The following is a 17451-nucleotide window of genomic DNA, read 5'->3' on the forward strand; positions in this document are numbered from 1 at the left end:
TGCTATAATGTTTAAATTGGCTTAGGGTTAAGAGAAGTAGAATGAAAAAATTTGAAGAAAATGATATTGAAGATGCAGAAATTATAGAAGCTGAACCTATGGAGGTTGATGATATAGAGGAAGCATATACATCAGAAGCTATCCACCCTGCATTAGTGTCTGGCTCAATGTCTGTACCACAAGGGAACTTAGATAGCTATATCCGTATGGCAAATCAGTATCCGATTCTCACTGCTGAGCAAGAAAAAGCGTTGGCGGAGCGTTACTATTATGATGAAGATGTTGAAGCAGCCAAGCAGCTCATTCTTTCTCATATGCGTTTTGTCATTCATATCGCTCGCGGCTATTTGGGTTATGGCCTGCCGCTGGCAGATTTAATTCAAGAAGGTAATATTGGCCTGATGAAAGCGGTAAAACGTTTTGATCCGAATGTGGGTGTGCGATTGGTTTCTTTTGCGGTACATTGGGTAAAGGCAGAAATTCACGAATATGTGCTGAAAAATTGGCGAATTGTGAAAGTGGCAACGACTAAAGCGCAGCGTAAGCTATTTTTCAATCTGCGTAAAAATAAAAACCGCTTGGCGTGGTTTAATGAAGAAGAGATCAAAAAAGTAGCGGACGATTTAGGGGTTTCAGTTGCAGAAGTCCGAGAGATGGAATCTCGTATGACAGGACAAGATTTAGGCTTCGATTTGCCAGCAGGAGATGACGATGAAGGTACTTATGTCCCTTCAATGTACATTGAAGATGATAGCTCTAATTTTGCTGATGATTTGGAATACGAACAACACAATGGGCAAGCTACCGCTCAACTAGCTTATGCTCTCGCTACTCTTGATGAACGCAGCCAAGATATTATCAAAACCCGTTGGTTAGACGATAACAAAGCGACCTTGCAAGATTTGGCGGATAAATACAGTATCTCTGCTGAACGTGTTCGCCAACTAGAAAATGCCGCATTAAAGAAAATTAAAGAGGCGATCACGCTAGAGGTTTAGGCTGCAAGCGGTAATTTTGGGCGTAAAAATGGCAACTTTTCTCTTGATTTCTATTGGTGCTATCGTAGGCGGATTTACTCGTTGGCTGATGGGGCTTTGGCTCAATCCATTGTTCGGCTCCTTAGCATTTGGTACATTGCTTATCAATTGGCTAGGTTGTTTTTTAATGGGGCTCACGATGGGGATCTCATTATCTGAGCAGACCAAACTTTGCTTTGTGACTGGTTTTCTGGGCTGTTTTACCACATTTTCAGCCTTTTCAGCGGAAGTGAGCAAAAATCTGCTTGAAAGCAAGTGGCTTACCGCTTTTGCTATTTTCGGATTACATACGCTAGGTGGTTTTGCTTGCACCCTATTTGCTGTTTACTTAATGAAAAAATAATCTCCATTGATAATGGCGTGAAATTGCAAAACTTTGCAAGAAAAAGACCGCTTGTTTAAATAGAGATAATAAGGATTGAACATTATGATCAACATCAGTAACAAACACATTGACCCCACTTTCTACCAGCGGGCAGACGGCTTTATTAACATCGCCAACGCCCATTTGCAGAATATTGCCCCAAACCAAGTGAGTAACGCAATGCTATTCGCCTGTGCCAGATTTAACGCCTACGTAGCCTCCAGCAAAGCAGAATACAAACAGCAACTGGTGGATTCCAAACAAGAGGTGATTCAATATTTTGTGGAACAATACAAAGAGATGTTGATGGCAAATTTGGACGAATATATCCAAAATTTCGAGCGTTATATTGAAGGGAAAAAGGCGGATTAACCGCCTTTGTTTTTTTGACTACTGTGCCATTTTCTCTGCAATTTTCAAAAAACCATCTGCGGTTTTAAAAATTTCACCGAAGCCTTGAGCCTCTAAGATTTTGTCAGACACTTCACGGAATGCCCCCTCGCCGCCCGCTTTTTGTAAAACCCAATCCGCTTGAGTTTTGATGTAATCGTGAGCATTACGAGTGGCGATTGCTAAACCGCACACCTCAAAGGCTGGCAGGTCTAACGTGTCATCGCCAATATAGGCAGTTTGCTCGGGCGTTACGCTGGCTTGTTGCATTAATTCAAAACAGGCGGAACGTTTTTCCAGTTTACCGAGCAGGGCTAAATCAATTTTCAACACCTTTAAGCGTTTGCGAAGTAAGGGGGTATCGCCACCTGACAGCACCGCCACTTTAATGCCACAACTTTGCAACATTTTTACCCCTAAACCATCGTGAACGTGGAAACGTTTCATCACTTCACCTTGCTCGGTGTAATACATTCCGCCGTCGGTTAAAACGCCATCAACATCGGTAATCACTAATTTAATCTTGGTTAGGTCTAACATTTTTCTGCCTCAAATATGATATGATTCGCCATTATAGCGTTTTTAACCTCTTTTTACTAAAGGAACTAAAATGTCGATTGCAGTAAATTTATCGCACATTCACCAACAAATTCAGCAAATTTCCGAACAATATCAACGAGATAACGTGCGTTTGTTAGCCGTCTCCAAAACTAAACCAGTTGAGGCGATTCAAGCGGCGATTGAGGCAGGGCAGCGTGCATTTGGCGAAAATTATGTGCAGGAAGCGGTCGAAAAAATTGAATTTTTTGCAAATTGCCCTGAATTGGAATGGCATTTTATCGGACCGCTGCAATCGAATAAAACCAAGTTGGTGGCAACGCATTTTGATTGGATTCAAACGGTGGATAGATTAAAAATTGCCGAGCGTTTAAACGAACAACGCCCAGCGGATAAAGCCCCGCTCAACGTGCTGATTCAAATTAATATCAGCGATGAAGCCTCGAAATCGGGCATTGAACCAGATGAAATGCTACCACTCGCCCAAGCGATTTCGCAATTACCGAATTTGAAATTGCGGGGCTTAATGGCAATTCCCAAACCAGAAAGTGAGCCAGAGCAACAAAAAATCGCGCTTTGCAAAATGCAACAACTTTTCAACCGCTTGCAAACCGAATTTGACGGCATTGATACGCTTTCAATGGGAATGTCGGATGATATGCAAGCTGCGATTGAATGTGGTTCAACAATGGTGCGGATTGGGACTGCGATTTTTGGGGCGAGACGTTAGCCAGCTGAGTTTTTACATAAAGCTGATACAAGCGGTCAAATTCGCCAAAAACTTTGCAAATTCCACCGCTTGTTTTGTAGCCAACAGCGGAAAAAGTCTGTATAATCACGCCTCCTAATTTCTTGACTCTCGCCAGTTTTGATGGGCGAGAGTTTTTATTTTGACTTAACTTAAAGATATTCCAATGCAAAATGTAGATATTTCAAAATTGCGTAACATTGCAATTATTGCCCACGTTGACCACGGTAAAACCACCTTGGTTGATAAACTTTTACAACAATCAGGCACCTTTGGTGAAACTCGTGGTGACGTTGATGAGCGTGTAATGGATTCCAACGATCTTGAAAAAGAGCGTGGCATTACCATTCTTGCAAAAAATACGGCAATTAACTGGAATGGTTATCACATCAACATCGTAGATACTCCAGGGCATGCTGACTTCGGTGGTGAGGTTGAGCGTGTACTTTCAATGGTAGATTCTGTTCTGTTAGTGGTTGATGCCTTTGATGGCCCGATGCCGCAAACCCGTTTCGTCACGCAAAAAGCGTTCGCTCACGGTTTAAAACCAATCGTAGTGATCAATAAAGTTGACCGCCCAGGTGCTCGCCCTGATTGGGTGGTGGATCAAGTGTTCGACTTGTTTGTAAATTTAGGTGCAAGTGATGAGCAGTTAGATTTCCCAATTATCTACGCTTCAGCCTTAAATGGTGTAGCAGGCTTAGAACACGAAGACCTAGCGGTAGATATGACCCCACTTTATGAAGCGATTGTCAAACACGTTCAACCACCACAAGTGGAATTAGATGCACCGTTCCAAATGCAGATTTCACAATTAGACTACAACAACTATGTGGGCGTTATCGGTATTGGACGTATCAAACGTGGTTCGGTGAAACCTAACCAAGCGGTAACGATTGTAGATAGCGAAGGCAAAACTCGCCAAGGTCGTATCGGTCAGGTGTTGGGGCATTTAGGTTTACAACGTTTTGAAGCAACAGAAGCCTTTGCTGGCGATATTGTTGCGATTACTGGTTTAGGCGAATTAAATATTTCAGATACTATTTGTGATATTAACGCAGTAGAGGCTTTACCGGCATTAAGCGTTGATGAACCAACGGTAACGATGTTCTTCTGCGTAAACACCTCGCCATTCTGCGGTCAAGAAGGTAAATTTGTGACTTCACGCCAAATTCTTGAGCGTTTAAACAAAGAATTAGTCCACAACGTGGCATTGCGTGTGGAAGAAACCTCGAACCCAGACGAATTCCGTGTGTCAGGTCGTGGCGAATTACACTTATCGGTATTAATCGAAAATATGCGTCGTGAAGGTTACGAGTTAGCAGTGTCTCGCCCGAAAGTAATCTACCGTGAAGAAGACGGCAAAAAACAAGAGCCGTTTGAGCAAGTGACGATTGATATCGAAGAGCAACACCAAGGTTCAGTGATGGAAGCACTTGGTATCCGTAAAGGTGAAGTGCGTGATATGATCCCGGACGGCAAAGGTCGTACCCGTTTAGAGTATGTGATCCCAAGCCGTGGCTTAATCGGTTTCCGTAACGAATTTATGACGATGACCTCAGGTACTGGTTTACTTTACTCTACATTCAGCCACTATGATGACGTAAAACCGGGCGAAATCGGTCAGCGTAAAAACGGCGTGTTAATTTCAAACGCAACGGGTAAAGCGTTAGCATACGCATTATTTGGTTTACAAGAGCGTGGTAAATTAATGATCGACCACGGTGTGGATGTTTACGAAGGTCAAATCATTGGTATTCATAGCCGTTCAAACGACTTAACCGTAAACTGTTTACAAGGTAAAAAATTAACCAATATGCGTGCATCAGGCAAAGACGATGCGATTGTGCTAACCACGCCAGTTCGTTTTTCATTGGAACAAGCATTAGAGTTCATTGATGATGACGAATTAGTTGAAGTTACGCCACAATCGGTGCGTATCCGTAAACGTTTATTAACGGAAAACGACCGCAAACGTGCAAGCCGTACTACAACGAGCACTAGCACACATTAATACGAAAAAGAGCGACCTAGGTCGCTCTTTTTTCTTGCATTTTAGGTTATAAATACAACGCCATCACCACTGCATTTTCTTTGCCGCCGTTTAGCGTAGGGTAGTAATTTTTACGGATTGTGACCTCATTAAACCCGAGAGAATTATATAATTTCTGGGCGGTGAGGTTAGATTCTCTTACTTCCAGCCAAAGGGTAGCGACATTTCTCTGTTGCAGTTGCAAAATGAGGGCAGAAAGTAACCGCTTGCCAAAGCCTTTGCCTTGAAATTCGGGGGCGACAGCAATGTTGAACAACGTGGCTTCGTCTAACACAATTTGGCTAATAGCGAAGGCGACAATTTGATTCTTTTCCATTAATTTTAAGTTGAGATATTTCTCGCCTTGATTATTTAACAGCGTGCCTTTGCTCCACGGCACTAAATGGGCTTTTTGCTCAATTTCAAACAATCGCTCAAAATCGGGTGTTTCTACTGGTTTAATCATCCTGTTTTTCCAATTGTGCGAAATAGGTTTCTATTTGTTGCCAAAGTTGGCGTTTTGGTGATGATTTTGCGAGATCTTGCCAAGACGCATTTTTCCAAGCGGTCTGATTTGCAATATTTTTTGCAATTTTAACCGCTTGTTCTTCCGCTTGAATCAGCCAAATGAGGGGAGAATGTTCAAATACTAAGCGTTGTGATTGTTCCGCATCGAGCCATTGATACTCGCTTTTTTGTAAGTTTAATGCAATTAAGAGATCAGCAAACAGCCCACTGCTTTGGTGATCTTCCTCACACACCACAACGAATTTAATTTTTTTATCTAAACGAATTTGTGCATCGCCTTTTAGCACTTGGGGTTTGGCTAAAACCCATTGCGAAATGCCCATTTCATTTAACAGTAAATCACGACGATTCATCTAATACCTCATCAAATTTTGCAAATAGTACCAAAACTGCGACTAATCAGAAACTTTTTTCAAAAAATTGATAGGTTTAGCAAGATTTCTCCGCCTAAATTCGGTATATTCACGTTAAATTTTTTAGATAAGGTAAGAAAATGCTCTCTTTAGAAAGCGAAGTGCTTGGACGTCATTTAGCGTTATTTGAACAAAAATCAGTGTTATTGTTTGGTGATATACGAGATGATTTTGCCCAACAGTTGCAATCTCGTGCTAAAAATGTGGCGGTATTTAGTAGCTATTTTAACTATACTCGCCATCATCAAAATGTGGAATTTGGTTTGGAATGTGGGCTATCTGCGGAGTTTGCGGTTTTTTATTGGACAAAAAACAAACAAGAGTGCCGATTCCAACTATTGCAATGGCTTTCGCAATGCAAAGTGGGGCAGGAAATGCTGATTATTGGTGAAAACCGTGCTGGCGTGCGTTCGGCGGAAAAATTGCTTGAGCCGTTTGGCAATATCGCTAAAATTGATTCCGCTCGCCGTTGTGGTTTATATCATTTTGAGCTACAAACTATACCTGAATTTGATTGCAAAAAATTCTGGAAATCTTACCGCTTGCAAGATCTAGACGTGTTTACCTTACCTGCCGTCTTTAGTTCGTCAGAATTGGATAACGGCACGAAATTATTACTCTCAACTTTTCGCAAAGAAGATCGTCTTAAAGGCAAAGTGCTTGATTTAGGCTGCGGAGCAGGCGTAATTGGGGCAACGCTGAAACAGCAATTCCCAAAAATCAAACTTACAATGAGCGATATTCACGCAATGGCGATCGAATCTAGCCACCGTACTCTAGCGGAAAATCAGCTGGAGGGAGAAGTGCTGGCAAGCGATGTATTTTCCCATATTAATGATCGTTTTGATTTGATTGTTTCAAATCCACCGTTCCACGATGGTGTGGATACTGCCTATCGAGCAGTAGAAGAACTGATTTTTCAAGCTAAGAACCATTTAACTAAAGGCGGTGAATTACGTATTGTGGCAAATGCGTTCTTGCCTTATCCTGATTTGCTAAATAAAACCTTTGGCAAACACGAAGTGTTGGCAAAATCGACAAAGTTTAAGGTGTATTCAGCGAGAGCTTAATGGAATATTAGGCGGATAGAAAAAAAAGCAAAATTTGGCTAAAAAATACTTGCTATTTATTTTTTGTTGGCGTAAATTCGTTCCAACAATGTTTGGAGAAACACAATGAATTTTAACCGCACTTCACATCATCATCACCATCTTTCCTGATATCTTTCGGGCATTTGGTGCATACGGAAGATAGATCTTCCGAGCAAGTGTGGCAATAAAAAGGATCTCTCGGAAGGCAACTTTCGGGAGATTTTTTTATGGTTAAATTTAGGTAGTAATAATGACAAATCCGATTGAAATTTATCAAAGCCAAGATGGCACAACGAATATTGAAGTTCAATTTAATCAAGATACGGTTTGGCTTTCGCAGGCACAAATGGTGGAATTATTTGGGCGTAATCAATCTGTGATTTCACGCCATATTCGTAATGCTTTAGAAGAGGGTGAAATTACAGAAAAAAGCAATATGCAAAAAATGCATATTGCTTTTTCAGACCGTCCAGTCACCTTTTATGACTTAGAAACTATTATTTCTGTGGGCTACCGTATTAAATCTCCTCAAGGTGTTGCTTTTCGCCGTTGGGCAACTGCTCGATTAAAGGATTATCTTGTGAAAGGCTATGCTCTCAATGAACGCCGTTTGCAGGAAAAAGGGATTGAATTTGAGCAGGTTATCGGATTGTTGAGCCAAACTTTAGCTAATCAAGCACTAGTAACGTCTGACGGGCAAGCAGTGTTGAACGTGGTACAAGATTACGCTCGCAGTTGGAGCTTGCTCCAAGCCTACGATGAACAGAGTTTGCAAGCCAATCCGCATAAACAATCAGAGATGATTTCGCTTGAAATGGAACAAGTGTGGTCGGCGATTTCACAACTAAAGCAAACCTTGATTGACAAAGGCGAAGCGACAGAATTGTTCGGCAATCCTCGAAATGATGGCTTGGCTTCTGCGGTAGCGACGATTGAGCAAGGCTTTGGCGATGAACTGTTTTACCCGAATGTTGCCAGCCGTGCGGCGAATTTGCTCTATTTTGTGATTAAAAACCACCCACTCACGGATGGCAATAAACGCACAGGCTCGTTCTTGTTTTTATGGTATTTACGCCTGAATCAGCATTTGCTCGCCAAGCCTGTAGAGCAACTGATTAATGACAATACGTTAGTTGCATTGGCGTTGCTGGTGGCGGAAAGTCTGCCCGAACAAAAAGAGTTGATGATTAAATTAATTGAGCATTTTATTTTATTAAAAGAATAACAGGAAAATATATGAGTATTAATATTTCGCCGTTAGCATCTCAAAATTTCACAGAGTGGAGATTATTATGGCAAGGCTATTTAGATTTTTATCAAGTTAATTTATCGGATGATATTATTCAATCAACTTGGCAGAAGGTTTCAAATAGTGAAAATGTTAAAGGATTTGGGGCATTTGTTGACAATAAGATGATCGGTTTTGTGCATGTTGTTATCCATCCAAATACTTGGAATTTAACAGACTGTTGTTATTTAGAGGATTTATTTGTTTTACCTGAATATCGAAATCAAGGAATAGGCAAAAAATTGATTGAATATATTTACCAATATGCAAAAGAACATAAATATAATCGTGTTTATTGGGTTACAGATAAAAATAATCACCAAGCACAACAACTTTATAATAAATTGGCTAATGATAGCGGTGTTATTCAATATCGTAAGAATTTTTAAATTAATTATAAATTAACAGGAACACAATATGACAATCTCACAACTTTCCCGAAAAAACATTCAAGCCCTCACGCCCTACCAATCCGCCCGCCGATTGGGTGGCAGTGGTGATGTGTGGCTGAATGCCAATGAATATGCGGTGTCGCCAAACTTTGGCTTAACCGACCACACGTTTAACCGCTACCCTGAGCCGCAGCCGCTGGCAGTAATTGAGGGCTATGCCCGTTATGCAGGCGTTGCCCCTGAAAATGTGCTGGTTTCTCGTGGCGGCGATGAGAGCATTGAGCTGCTGATTCGTGCCTTTTGTGAGCCAAGTGATCAAATTCTTTACTGCCCGCCAACTTACGGAATGTACGCCGTGAGTGCGGATACTTGTGGCATCAACACCAAAACCGTGCCGCTGACCACGGATTTTCAACTCAATCTGCCTGAAATTAAACGCAATTTGGACGGCGTAAAAATCGTCTTCGTCTGTAGCCCGAACAATCCGACGGGCAATCTTATCAAGCGGTCAGATTTACTCGAACTTTTGCAAATCACTGCTGGCAAAGCGATTGTGGTGGTTGATGAAGCCTACATCGAATTCTGCCCTGAAGCGACGTTGGCAAACGAACTGCCGAGTTATCCGCACTTGGCGATTATCCGCACGCTTTCCAAAGCCTTTGCGTTGGCTGGCTTACGTTGTGGTTTTACTTTGGCGAATGCGGAGTTGATCGGCGTGCTGCAAAAAGTCATCGCCCCCTATCCGCTGCCTGTGCCAGTTTCCGACATTGCCGCCCAAGCCCTTTCTCCACAAGGCATTGAACAAATGCGTGAGCGCGTGGCAGAAGTGATTACCCTGCGTACCGATTTGCAAAAAAATCTCGAAAACCTACCGCTTGTAGAAAAAGTTTTTGACAGCGAAGCCAACTATCTCTTGTTCAAATGCCAAGACGGGCAGAAAGTGTTCAAAGCGCTTTGGGATCAGGGGATTATTTTGCGGGATCAGCACAAGGCGTTGGGCTTACAAAACTGCATTCGGATTACGATTGGTACAGCAGAAGAAAATCAAAGAGTGATTGAAGCAGTCAAACAAGTGTGATGCGGAGCATCAGCACGATGCGTAACCACGGACATCGTCCGTGGATTTGCCTTGGAAATAAACGAACAATTTTTTGAAAAAGACTTATAACCCGATGTAGAGCATCGATATTATGCGTAACCTAGCACGAGGGTGCTAGGCAATTACAGGAGAAAAATATGCAACCCACTCTTTTCATCGACCGTGACGGCACGTTAATTGACGAGCCGAAAACTGATTTTCAAATTGACAGCTTGGAAAAACTCAAATTCGAGAAAAACGTTATTCCTGCCTTGCTAAAACTAAAAGGCAAATACCGTTTTGTGATGGTGTCGAACCAAGACGGCTTAGGCACCAGCTCATTCCCACAGGACGATTTTGACAAACCGCATAACGCAATGATGGCGGTGTTCAATTCACAAGGCATTGAATTTGATGAGGTATTGATTTGCCCTCACAAGCCTGAAGACGGCTGCGATTGCCGTAAACCACACACCAAACTGCTGCAAAAATACATTGACCGCCAACTGTTCGAGCCAGCCAACAGCTTTGTGATTGGCGACCGTGCTACCGATGTGCAACTGGCGGAAAATCTCGGCATTCGTGCCTTGCAATATCACCCTGAAAAGCTGAACTGGGATTTAATCACCGAAAAACTGTTGGGCGAAGCCGTTACCAACATTGGCGACCGCACGCCACGTTATGCGGAAGTCGTGCGTAAAACCAAAGAGACTGACATCAAAGTGCAAGTCTGGCTGGACGAAACCGGCACGAACGAAATCAGCACGGGCGTGGGCTTTTTCGACCATATGCTCGACCAAATCGCCACCCACGGCGGCTTCCGAATGAACATCACCACCAAAGGCGACCTCTGGATTGACGAACACCACACCGTCGAAGACACCGCCCTCGCCCTCGGCACGGCGTTAAAACAAGCCATCGGCGACAAACGTGGCATCGCCCGCTTCGGCTTCGTGCTGCCGATGGACGAATGCAAAGCGGAATGTACGATGGATTTATCGGGCAGACCGTTCATCAAATTCAAAGCCGATTTCAAACGTGACAAAGTGGGTGATTTCAGCACTGAACTGACCGAACATTTCTTCCAATCCATCGCTTTTACCCTGCTCGCCACGCTCCACATCAAAGCAAAAGGCGACAACGACCACCACAAAATCGAAAGTTTGTTCAAAGTGTTTGGCAGAACGCTAAGACAGTGTATCCGCATTGAAGGGAATGAATTACCGAGTTCAAAAGGGGTGTTGTAATTTCTCGCTTTTCCCTCTCCCATTTATGGAACAGGGTGGAGAAAATCCGCAGGATTTTCGGAGGGATAGGGCAAAATTGCGGTTGATTTTTGCAAAGTTTTTGGGAGAATTTGACCGCTTGTATTCAGTATAAGTAGGGTGAGATATAAGATGAAACATGAAACTCTTATCATTTATAGGACAGATAGAAAATTTGATACAAGTAGCCCTAATCAACTCAAAATTGGAGGGAAGATCGGTTTTTTGAGAGAGATTCTATTAGTTAATTCTGATTTTTTAGAGGATGAAAAAGGGAGTTGGATTCTTAATTTTTTTAAAGGTAAGCCTTATGAGCAACATATTTATGTTAGTAGGGATGAGCTAGATTTTAAAGTATTCAAAAAGCTAACGACGGCTAGTTTTATTTGTAATAATGAATTTGGTGATGTTGATGCTGAAAAGCTATCTATATCTATCCGAGGATCTAAGTCAATTAAGAAATGTGATTTTATAGAATATCCTTCACATTATGCACATATTGATGGCAGAGGTCTTTCATTTTTTTCGAAAATTGAAAATCAAAAAGATAACTTTTATAGACAAGTTATTTTATTATCTTTGGCTTATGCTTATCTTGGTGCGATCGAATATATTTCCAATAATTTGTCTCAGAAAGTAAATTGTGCAAATTGCGATATTGATGAGCTTAATAAGCTGTACATTGAAGCTGCTAAATTTAACTCTATTTTCTTATTTCATCAACCAGTATTGATAGATAAAGCCAGTTTAACTGAGACATGGAAAGAAATAGATAGAGTATTTGAGATTGATGTTTCATCAAAAGAATTATTAGAACAACTATCTAATGTTCATTATATTTTAAATTTAGATTCAGAAAATAAAAGAGTGACACAAGAAAAAGAAAAGCAATCTAAACAAGAAAAATGGAATTTATGTTTTGCCATTATAGGTATTGCTCTTGCTGTTATTGAATTATTTACATAGGATTAAAATGACAAACTTAGTAATCATCGACACAGGCTGTGCCAACCTGTCTTCGGTCAAATTTGCGTTTGACCGTCTTGGCATTCAAGCGGAGATCTCTCGTGATCTCAATAAAATCCAATCCGCCGATAAACTGTTGCTCCCCGGTGTGGGAACGGCAATCGCGGCGATGAAAAATCTGCATGATCGTCAGTTGATTGAAACGATCCAAAACGCCACCCAGCCAATGCTAGGCATCTGTTTGGGTATGCAGCTGATGACTGAATTTTCGAGCGAAGGCGATGTGGCAACGCTCGGCTTGATGAGTGGCAACACCGAACGCTTACCAAACACCGGCTTGCCCTTGCCGCATATGGGCTGGAACAAGGTCAATTACGCTAAAGATCACCCGCTTTTCCACGGCATTGAGCAAGGCAACCATTTTTATTTTGTGCATAGCTATGCGGTCAGCCCGAACGCCCACACCATCGCCACCTGCGACTACGGCGTGCCGTTTTCAGCGGCGATTGCCAATAAAAACTTCTACGGCGTACAGTTTCACCCCGAGCGTTCAGGAGCAGCAGGGACGACGTTGCTAAGGAATTTTGTGGAGAATGTCTAATTTTGCAAGTTTTTGGAAGAATTTGATCGCTTGCACCCCATACGAGCCGTATGGGGCTAGATAAACCAAGCTACTCCGTAGCTTAGACAGACAGTCGCAGAGCGACTGGGATTATTCAGCCCAGCACGGCTCGTGCTGGGGACAGGAAAACAATATGAAACACTCTCAAATCATCCCCGCCCTCGATCTTATCGACGGGCAAGTGGTGCGGTTGCACCAAGGCGATTATGCCAAACAGACCACTTACAGCGATGACCCTATCGCTCAATTTGCTGATTATCTTGACCAAGGGGCGGAGCAGCTGCATTTGGTAGATTTGACCGGGGCGAAAGATCCAGCCAAACGCCAAACTGCCTTAATCGGCAACATCATTAATGCCACAAACTGCAAAATTCAAGTCGGTGGCGGTATTCGTAGCGAGCAAGATGTGGCAGATTTGCTTGCCGTTGGAGCGAACCGTGTGGTGATTGGCTCGACTGCGGTTAAACAGACTGAAATGGTGAAAGGCTGGTTTAAAAAATATGGGGCGGAAAAATTCGTGCTTGCCCTTGATGTGAATATTGACGCAAGCGGTCAAAAAATCATCGCAATTAGCGGATGGCAAGAGGCGAGTGGTGTGTTGCTCGAAGAGCTGATCGAAGACTTTCAAACGGTTGGTTTGCAGCACGTGCTTTGCACCGACATCTCTCGGGACGGCACGCTGGCTGGCTCGAATGTGGACTTATACAAAGAAATTTGTGCCAAATATCCTGAAATTCAGTTCCAATCCTCAGGCGGTATTGGCTCGCTTGCCGACATTGAAGCCTTAAAAGGCACAGGTGTGGCGGGCGTGATTGTGGGGCGAGCGTTGCTTGAAGGAAAATTTAATGTAGCGGAGGCAATAGAATGTTGGCAAAACGGATAATTCCTTGTTTGGACGTGCGTGACGGACAGGTCGTCAAAGGCGTGCAGTTTCGCAATCATGAAATTATTGGTGACATTGTGCCGCTCGCCCAGCGTTATGCAGACGAGGGTGCAGACGAGCTGGTGTTTTATGACATCACCGCATCAAGCGACGGTCGCACGGTGGATAAAAGCTGGGTGGAGCGTGTGGCACAGGTGATTGACATTCCGTTTTGCGTGGCGGGTGGGATTAAAACCATTGCTGATGCTGAGCAAATTTTTGCATTCGGGGCGGATAAAATTTCGATCAATTCACCAGCCCTTGCTGATCCTGATTTGATTAGCCGTTTGGCAGATCGTTTTGGCGTGCAAGCAATCGTGGTTGGCATTGATAGCTGGTTCGAGCAAGAAACGGGCAAATACTGGGTCAATCAATACACCGGCGATGAAAAACGCACTCGCCAAACCAACTGGCAGTTGCTTGACTGGGTGGCAGAAGTGCAAAAACGTGGAGCAGGTGAAATCGTGCTGAATATGATGAACCAAGACGGTGTACGTAATGGCTACGATTTGGTGCAGCTGAAAAAAGTGCGTGAAGTTTGCCAAGTCCCACTCATCGCCTCAGGCGGTGCAGGCGAAATGGTGCATTTCCGTGATGCTTTTATTGATGCAAAAGTTGATGGAGCCTTGGCGGCAAGTGTGTTTCATAAGCGGATTATTGATATTGGTGAGCTGAAGGCGTATTTGGCGGCGGAAGGGGTTGAGGTTCGTAGATAATCGTAGGCGAGGGTTTTAACCCTCCCGATAGGCGAGTTGAAACTTGCCCCTACGCAAATTTTGTAAGCGGTCAAAAAAGGAGTAAAAAATGCAAATATGGGATATAGTTTCCGCTTTACCAAGTCAGTGGAAAACGATAGCCGATTGGTTGGTTACCCAAAATAATCCGCCAAAATCTTATTCTCTTTTTCCCTTTAATTCAGAGGCTGAATTATTGGTATTTAAAAAAGATTTTCAAAAAGCACTTGGCATATCTTTAGGAAAATATGTGCGTTTAAGACGTGTTGATTATTTATTACATCAAATCAACGAAAAGTTTAAACAAACCTTAAGTGCTAATTATATTGAGACTCCTTTGGGTGAAATGTTAGCCATATTCTCGGAAAAAGGCTTGTGTTTATTAGAGTTCTGCGATAGAAAAATGTTAGAAAGCGAGCTGTTGGCTTTACAAAAAAATCTCAAAGCGAATTTTATTTTTCAAACCACCGAACAAAGTATTCAACTTACGCAAGAGCTTAGTGAATATTTTGCTGGAGAAAGAAAAAATTTTAGCATTCCTCTTGATATTATTGGCACAGAATTTCAAAAAAGTGTTTGGCAAGCGTTACTGAATATTCCTTATGGGTCAACCAGCAGCTATAAATTGCAAGCAGAGTCTATGGGTAAACTCAGTGCGATTAGAGCCATAGCTGCAGCTAATGGGCGAAATCAAATTTCTATTATTATTCCTTGCCATCGTGTGATAGGTAGCGATGGTGATTTAGTAGGTTATGGCGGTGGAGTTGATCGAAAGAGAGCCTTATTGAAATTAGAAAAGACTTTTAATTAATGACCAATAGAGAGAAGTGAACATGCAAAATATTGATTGGCAAAAAGTGGACGGTTTATTGCCCGTTATCGTCCAAAATGCCCAAACCTGCGAAGTGTTAATGCTTGGCTATATGAACGCCGAAGCCCTAGAAAAAACGCTCAATGAAAAACGAGTGACGTTCTACTCTCGCACCAAGCAACGCTTATGGACAAAAGGTGAAACCTCGGGCAATTTTTTGAATGTGGTGGATTTCAGCCTTGATTGCGACAACGATACCCTGCTCATTCTTGCTAATCCGATTGGTGAAACTTGTCACACCGGGGCAGAGAGCTGTTTTCATCAATTTGAACAAGAACAGCCCGATTGGATCTTTTTCTCTAAATTCGAGCGAATGATCGCAGAGCGTAAAAATGCGGATCCAGATAGTTCTTATACGGCTAAACTTTACGCCAAAGGCACGCCGAAAATTGCTCAAAAAGTGGGAGAAGAAGCGGTGGAGAGCGTGATTGCAGCAATGAAAAATGATCGGGAAGAGTTAGTAAGCGAAGTGGCGGATCTGGCTTACCATTTAACGGTGTTATTGCACAACGCAGATCTCTCTTGGGCGGAAGTGAATGCAAAATTGAAAGAACGCCATAAAGGGATTGGCTTGCACCCTGAGGGTTCAAATAAATAAAGCACAAGCGGTCGAATTTCTTCTATTTTTTACAAATTGCAAAAAATCATCGGAATTTGACCGCTTGTTTTAGTAGAGAGATTAATTTAAGCCTAATTGACTTAATTTTTCTGCTTCTTCTTTAAAGCCTTCAATCGCTGTTTTATCAAAGAAATATTGGGTGCCGCAGCATTCGCATTGCATATCGATCACGCCTTGTTTTTCCGCTAACATCTCGTCGATTTCGTCTGCTGGCACGAGCAGTAATGCCGAGCCTGAACGCTCTCTTGAGCAGCCGCATTTGAACTCGGTATCTTGTGGCGGATAGATTTCCACTTGTTCTTCGTGGTAGAGGCGGTAAAGCAATTCCTCTGCTTCCAAGCCGAATAATTCTTCGTCTTTTACCGTTTCAGTTAAGGTGGCTAAATGCTCGAAATCATCACGAGTTCCTGTGCCATCTGGCATAATTTGTAGCAACATTCCAGCCGCCACTGCTTTGCCATCATATTCGCCGTTGCGAATAATTAGGTGCGTTTGTAGCTGTTCTGAACGCTCAAAATAATCTTCCAAACATTCACGAATCGTGGGTTTATCTAAGGCAATTACGCCTTGATAGCGTTCGCCATCTGTTGGGATAATCGAAATGACCAACACGCCGTTGCCTAGCATCTCTGCTAATGTGGCATTGTCTGGAATGTCTGCTTGAACACGGGCTAAAGCACGTAGTTGTTGATTATCGTTGCCGTTTACCACCGCTAATTTTAACGGGCCATCGCCTTGAATTTGCACGGTGATCGTGCCGTTAAATTTCATTGTGGCGGTTAAAAGGCTGGTGGCAACGAGCATTTCGCCGAGCAAATTTTGCACGGCTTTGGGATAGGCGTGGGTGTTGAGCGTTTCCGTGAACGTATTATTTAAACGCACCCATTCGCCACGCACCGCACGATCTTTGAATAAATAGCGATAGAGTTTGTCGTTGTCTTTGGTGTAGTTCATTGTGATTCCTCGTTGCAAGCGGTCGATTTTGGCTGAAAATTTGCACATTTTTGTGGAAATGTAACCGCTTGTAAAAATAAAAGGTGAGCCAACTGCTCACCGCTGTAAGATGCTCTCAATATAAGGATTATTTTTTTGATTGCAAGGGCAAATTCATTCGGTAATTAGCCAAATTCTTGTTCTTTGAATTTGATTAACTCTCTCCGCTCTTTTTTGTTTGGACGGCGATCTGGGTGTGGCATAGAAAGGGCATTTGCTTTACGGGCAAATGCCATTGCCTCACGGTGCTTGACGCTTTTTTCCGTTTCTTGATAGAGCAGTTGTGCCTCTAAGGCTCCGCGTCGTTGGTCGTTTAATGCCAACACTTCGATCTCTTTTTCTTCGTTGCCTTGACGGAGTTTGATGGTTGCACCAATTTCTACCGCTTTACTTACTTTCGCTCGTTGCCCGTTATAATGCACTTTTCCACCTTCAATCATCGCCTTTGCAATGGTGCGTGTTTTGTAAAAGCGAGCTGCCCAAAGCCATTTGTCTAAACGGATTTCCTGTTTTTCTTTTTCGTTTTTATTTTTCATTTTC

At 42.7% G+C, this 17451-nt stretch carries 21 protein-coding genes and 1 other annotated feature; of the genes, 16 read left to right on the forward strand and 5 right to left on the reverse strand.

Features of this window, described 5'->3' with window-relative positions; all coding sequences use genetic code 11:
* Nucleotides 1–41 precede the first annotated feature (41 nt).
* The 3 genes from rpoH (at nt 42) to HV560_RS04115 (ending at nt 1773) form a co-directional block, all read left to right on the forward strand.
* Nucleotides 42–998 (forward strand): RNA polymerase sigma factor RpoH, encoded by a 957-nt coding sequence (gene rpoH / locus HV560_RS04105; protein ID WP_176812215.1) that lies wholly within the window; start codon nt 42–44, stop codon nt 996–998.
* Between the two features lie 28 nt (nt 999–1026).
* Nucleotides 1027–1380, forward strand: coding sequence for a fluoride efflux transporter FluC (locus HV560_RS04110; RefSeq protein ID WP_176812216.1), 354 nt, complete (start codon nt 1027–1029; stop codon nt 1378–1380).
* Nucleotides 1381–1464: 84 nt separating this feature from the next.
* Nucleotides 1465–1773 (forward strand): DUF3144 domain-containing protein, encoded by a 309-nt coding sequence (locus tag HV560_RS04115; protein WP_159629062.1) that lies wholly within the window; start codon nt 1465–1467, stop codon nt 1771–1773.
* A gap of 18 nt (nt 1774–1791) precedes the next feature.
* On the opposite strand, the gene HV560_RS04120 is transcribed toward HV560_RS04115, so the two are convergent.
* Nucleotides 1792–2331: a KdsC family phosphatase gene (locus HV560_RS04120; protein ID WP_176812217.1), complete on the reverse strand. Its 540-nt coding sequence runs from the start codon at nt 2329–2331 to the stop codon at nt 1792–1794.
* Between the two features lie 70 nt (nt 2332–2401).
* Between HV560_RS04120 and HV560_RS04125 the strand changes: the two genes are divergently transcribed.
* The gene (locus tag HV560_RS04125) at nt 2402–3079 is read left to right on the forward strand and encodes a YggS family pyridoxal phosphate-dependent enzyme (protein ID WP_176809595.1); all 678 of its coding nucleotides are present in this window, start codon (nt 2402–2404) and stop codon (nt 3077–3079) included.
* A gap of 184 nt (nt 3080–3263) precedes the next feature.
* Complete coding sequence (gene typA, locus HV560_RS04130; protein ID WP_176812218.1) at nt 3264–5111, forward strand: translational GTPase TypA; 1848 nt, start codon at nt 3264–3266, stop codon at nt 5109–5111.
* A gap of 46 nt (nt 5112–5157) precedes the next feature.
* Here the strand turns inward: typA and rimI are convergent, their stop codons facing one another.
* Together rimI and HV560_RS04140 are read right to left on the reverse strand one after the other, a co-directional pair.
* Nucleotides 5158–5595, reverse strand: a complete 438-nt coding sequence (gene rimI, locus HV560_RS04135) for a ribosomal protein S18-alanine N-acetyltransferase (RefSeq protein ID WP_159629066.1) — start codon at nt 5593–5595, stop codon at nt 5158–5160.
* Complete coding sequence (locus tag HV560_RS04140; protein ID WP_176812219.1) at nt 5588–6010, reverse strand: DNA polymerase III subunit psi; 423 nt, start codon at nt 6008–6010, stop codon at nt 5588–5590. The genes rimI and HV560_RS04140 overlap by 8 nt, the downstream gene beginning before the upstream one ends.
* Before the next feature lie 140 nt (nt 6011–6150).
* On the opposite strand from HV560_RS04140, the gene rsmC reads away from it, so the two are divergent.
* From rsmC to hisIE, 11 genes are all read left to right on the forward strand, one after another.
* Nucleotides 6151–7140 carry a 16S rRNA (guanine(1207)-N(2))-methyltransferase RsmC gene (gene rsmC, locus HV560_RS04145; protein ID WP_176812220.1) on the forward strand — a complete coding sequence of 330 codons (990 nt, stop codon included), beginning with the start codon at nt 6151–6153 and terminating at the stop codon, nt 7138–7140.
* Nucleotides 7141–7268: 128 nt separating this feature from the next.
* Nucleotides 7269–7389, forward strand: a sequence feature (His leader region).
* 22 nt (nt 7390–7411) lie between these two features.
* Entirely contained in the window at nt 7412–8386 is a 975-nt protein-coding gene (locus HV560_RS04150) for a virulence RhuM family protein/type II toxin-antitoxin system death-on-curing family toxin (RefSeq protein ID WP_176812221.1), read from the forward strand.
* Between the two features lie 11 nt (nt 8387–8397).
* Entirely contained in the window at nt 8398–8838 is a 441-nt protein-coding gene (locus HV560_RS04155) for a GNAT family N-acetyltransferase (protein ID WP_176812222.1), read from the forward strand.
* A gap of 28 nt (nt 8839–8866) precedes the next feature.
* On the forward strand, nt 8867–9919 hold the full coding sequence (hisC, locus tag HV560_RS04160) for a histidinol-phosphate transaminase (RefSeq protein ID WP_176812223.1): 1053 nt from the start codon (nt 8867–8869) through the stop codon (nt 9917–9919).
* A gap of 158 nt (nt 9920–10077) precedes the next feature.
* Nucleotides 10078–11166: a bifunctional histidinol-phosphatase/imidazoleglycerol-phosphate dehydratase HisB gene (hisB, locus tag HV560_RS04165; protein WP_176812224.1), complete on the forward strand. Its 1089-nt coding sequence runs from the start codon at nt 10078–10080 to the stop codon at nt 11164–11166.
* Between the two features lie 150 nt (nt 11167–11316).
* Entirely contained in the window at nt 11317–12150 is an 834-nt protein-coding gene (locus HV560_RS04170) for a hypothetical protein (protein WP_176812225.1), read from the forward strand.
* Nucleotides 12151–12157: 7 nt separating this feature from the next.
* A complete protein-coding gene (hisH, locus tag HV560_RS04175) occupies nt 12158–12751 on the forward strand; it encodes an imidazole glycerol phosphate synthase subunit HisH (RefSeq protein WP_176812226.1) in 594 nt (197 codons plus the stop codon).
* 154 nt (nt 12752–12905) lie between these two features.
* Nucleotides 12906–13655 (forward strand): 1-(5-phosphoribosyl)-5-[(5-phosphoribosylamino)methylideneamino]imidazole-4-carboxamide isomerase, encoded by a 750-nt coding sequence (gene hisA, locus HV560_RS04180; protein ID WP_176812227.1) that lies wholly within the window; start codon nt 12906–12908, stop codon nt 13653–13655.
* The gene (gene hisF / locus HV560_RS04185; protein WP_176809606.1) at nt 13637–14410 is read left to right on the forward strand and encodes an imidazole glycerol phosphate synthase subunit HisF; all 774 of its coding nucleotides are present in this window, start codon (nt 13637–13639) and stop codon (nt 14408–14410) included. The genes hisA and hisF overlap by 19 nt, the downstream gene beginning before the upstream one ends.
* 148 nt (nt 14411–14558) lie before the next feature.
* Nucleotides 14559–15239: a methylated-DNA--[protein]-cysteine S-methyltransferase gene (locus tag HV560_RS04190; RefSeq protein ID WP_202880336.1), complete on the forward strand. Its 681-nt coding sequence runs from the start codon at nt 14559–14561 to the stop codon at nt 15237–15239.
* A 22-nt stretch (nt 15240–15261) separates the two neighbouring features.
* Nucleotides 15262–15897, forward strand: coding sequence for a bifunctional phosphoribosyl-AMP cyclohydrolase/phosphoribosyl-ATP diphosphatase HisIE (hisIE, locus tag HV560_RS04195; protein ID WP_176807513.1), 636 nt, complete (start codon nt 15262–15264; stop codon nt 15895–15897).
* Between the two features lie 81 nt (nt 15898–15978).
* Here the strand turns inward: hisIE and hslO are convergent, their stop codons facing one another.
* Nucleotides 15979–16872 (reverse strand): Hsp33 family molecular chaperone HslO, encoded by an 894-nt coding sequence (hslO, locus tag HV560_RS04200; RefSeq protein WP_176812829.1) that lies wholly within the window; start codon nt 16870–16872, stop codon nt 15979–15981.
* A 164-nt stretch (nt 16873–17036) separates the two neighbouring features.
* Complete coding sequence (hslR, locus tag HV560_RS04205; RefSeq protein WP_159629079.1) at nt 17037–17447, reverse strand: ribosome-associated heat shock protein Hsp15; 411 nt, start codon at nt 17445–17447, stop codon at nt 17037–17039.
* Nucleotides 17448–17451: the final 4 nt, after the last annotated feature.

Source organism: Mannheimia pernigra, assembly GCF_013377995.1.
In the GTDB taxonomy this organism is placed as follows: domain Bacteria; phylum Pseudomonadota; class Gammaproteobacteria; order Enterobacterales; family Pasteurellaceae; genus Mannheimia; species Mannheimia pernigra.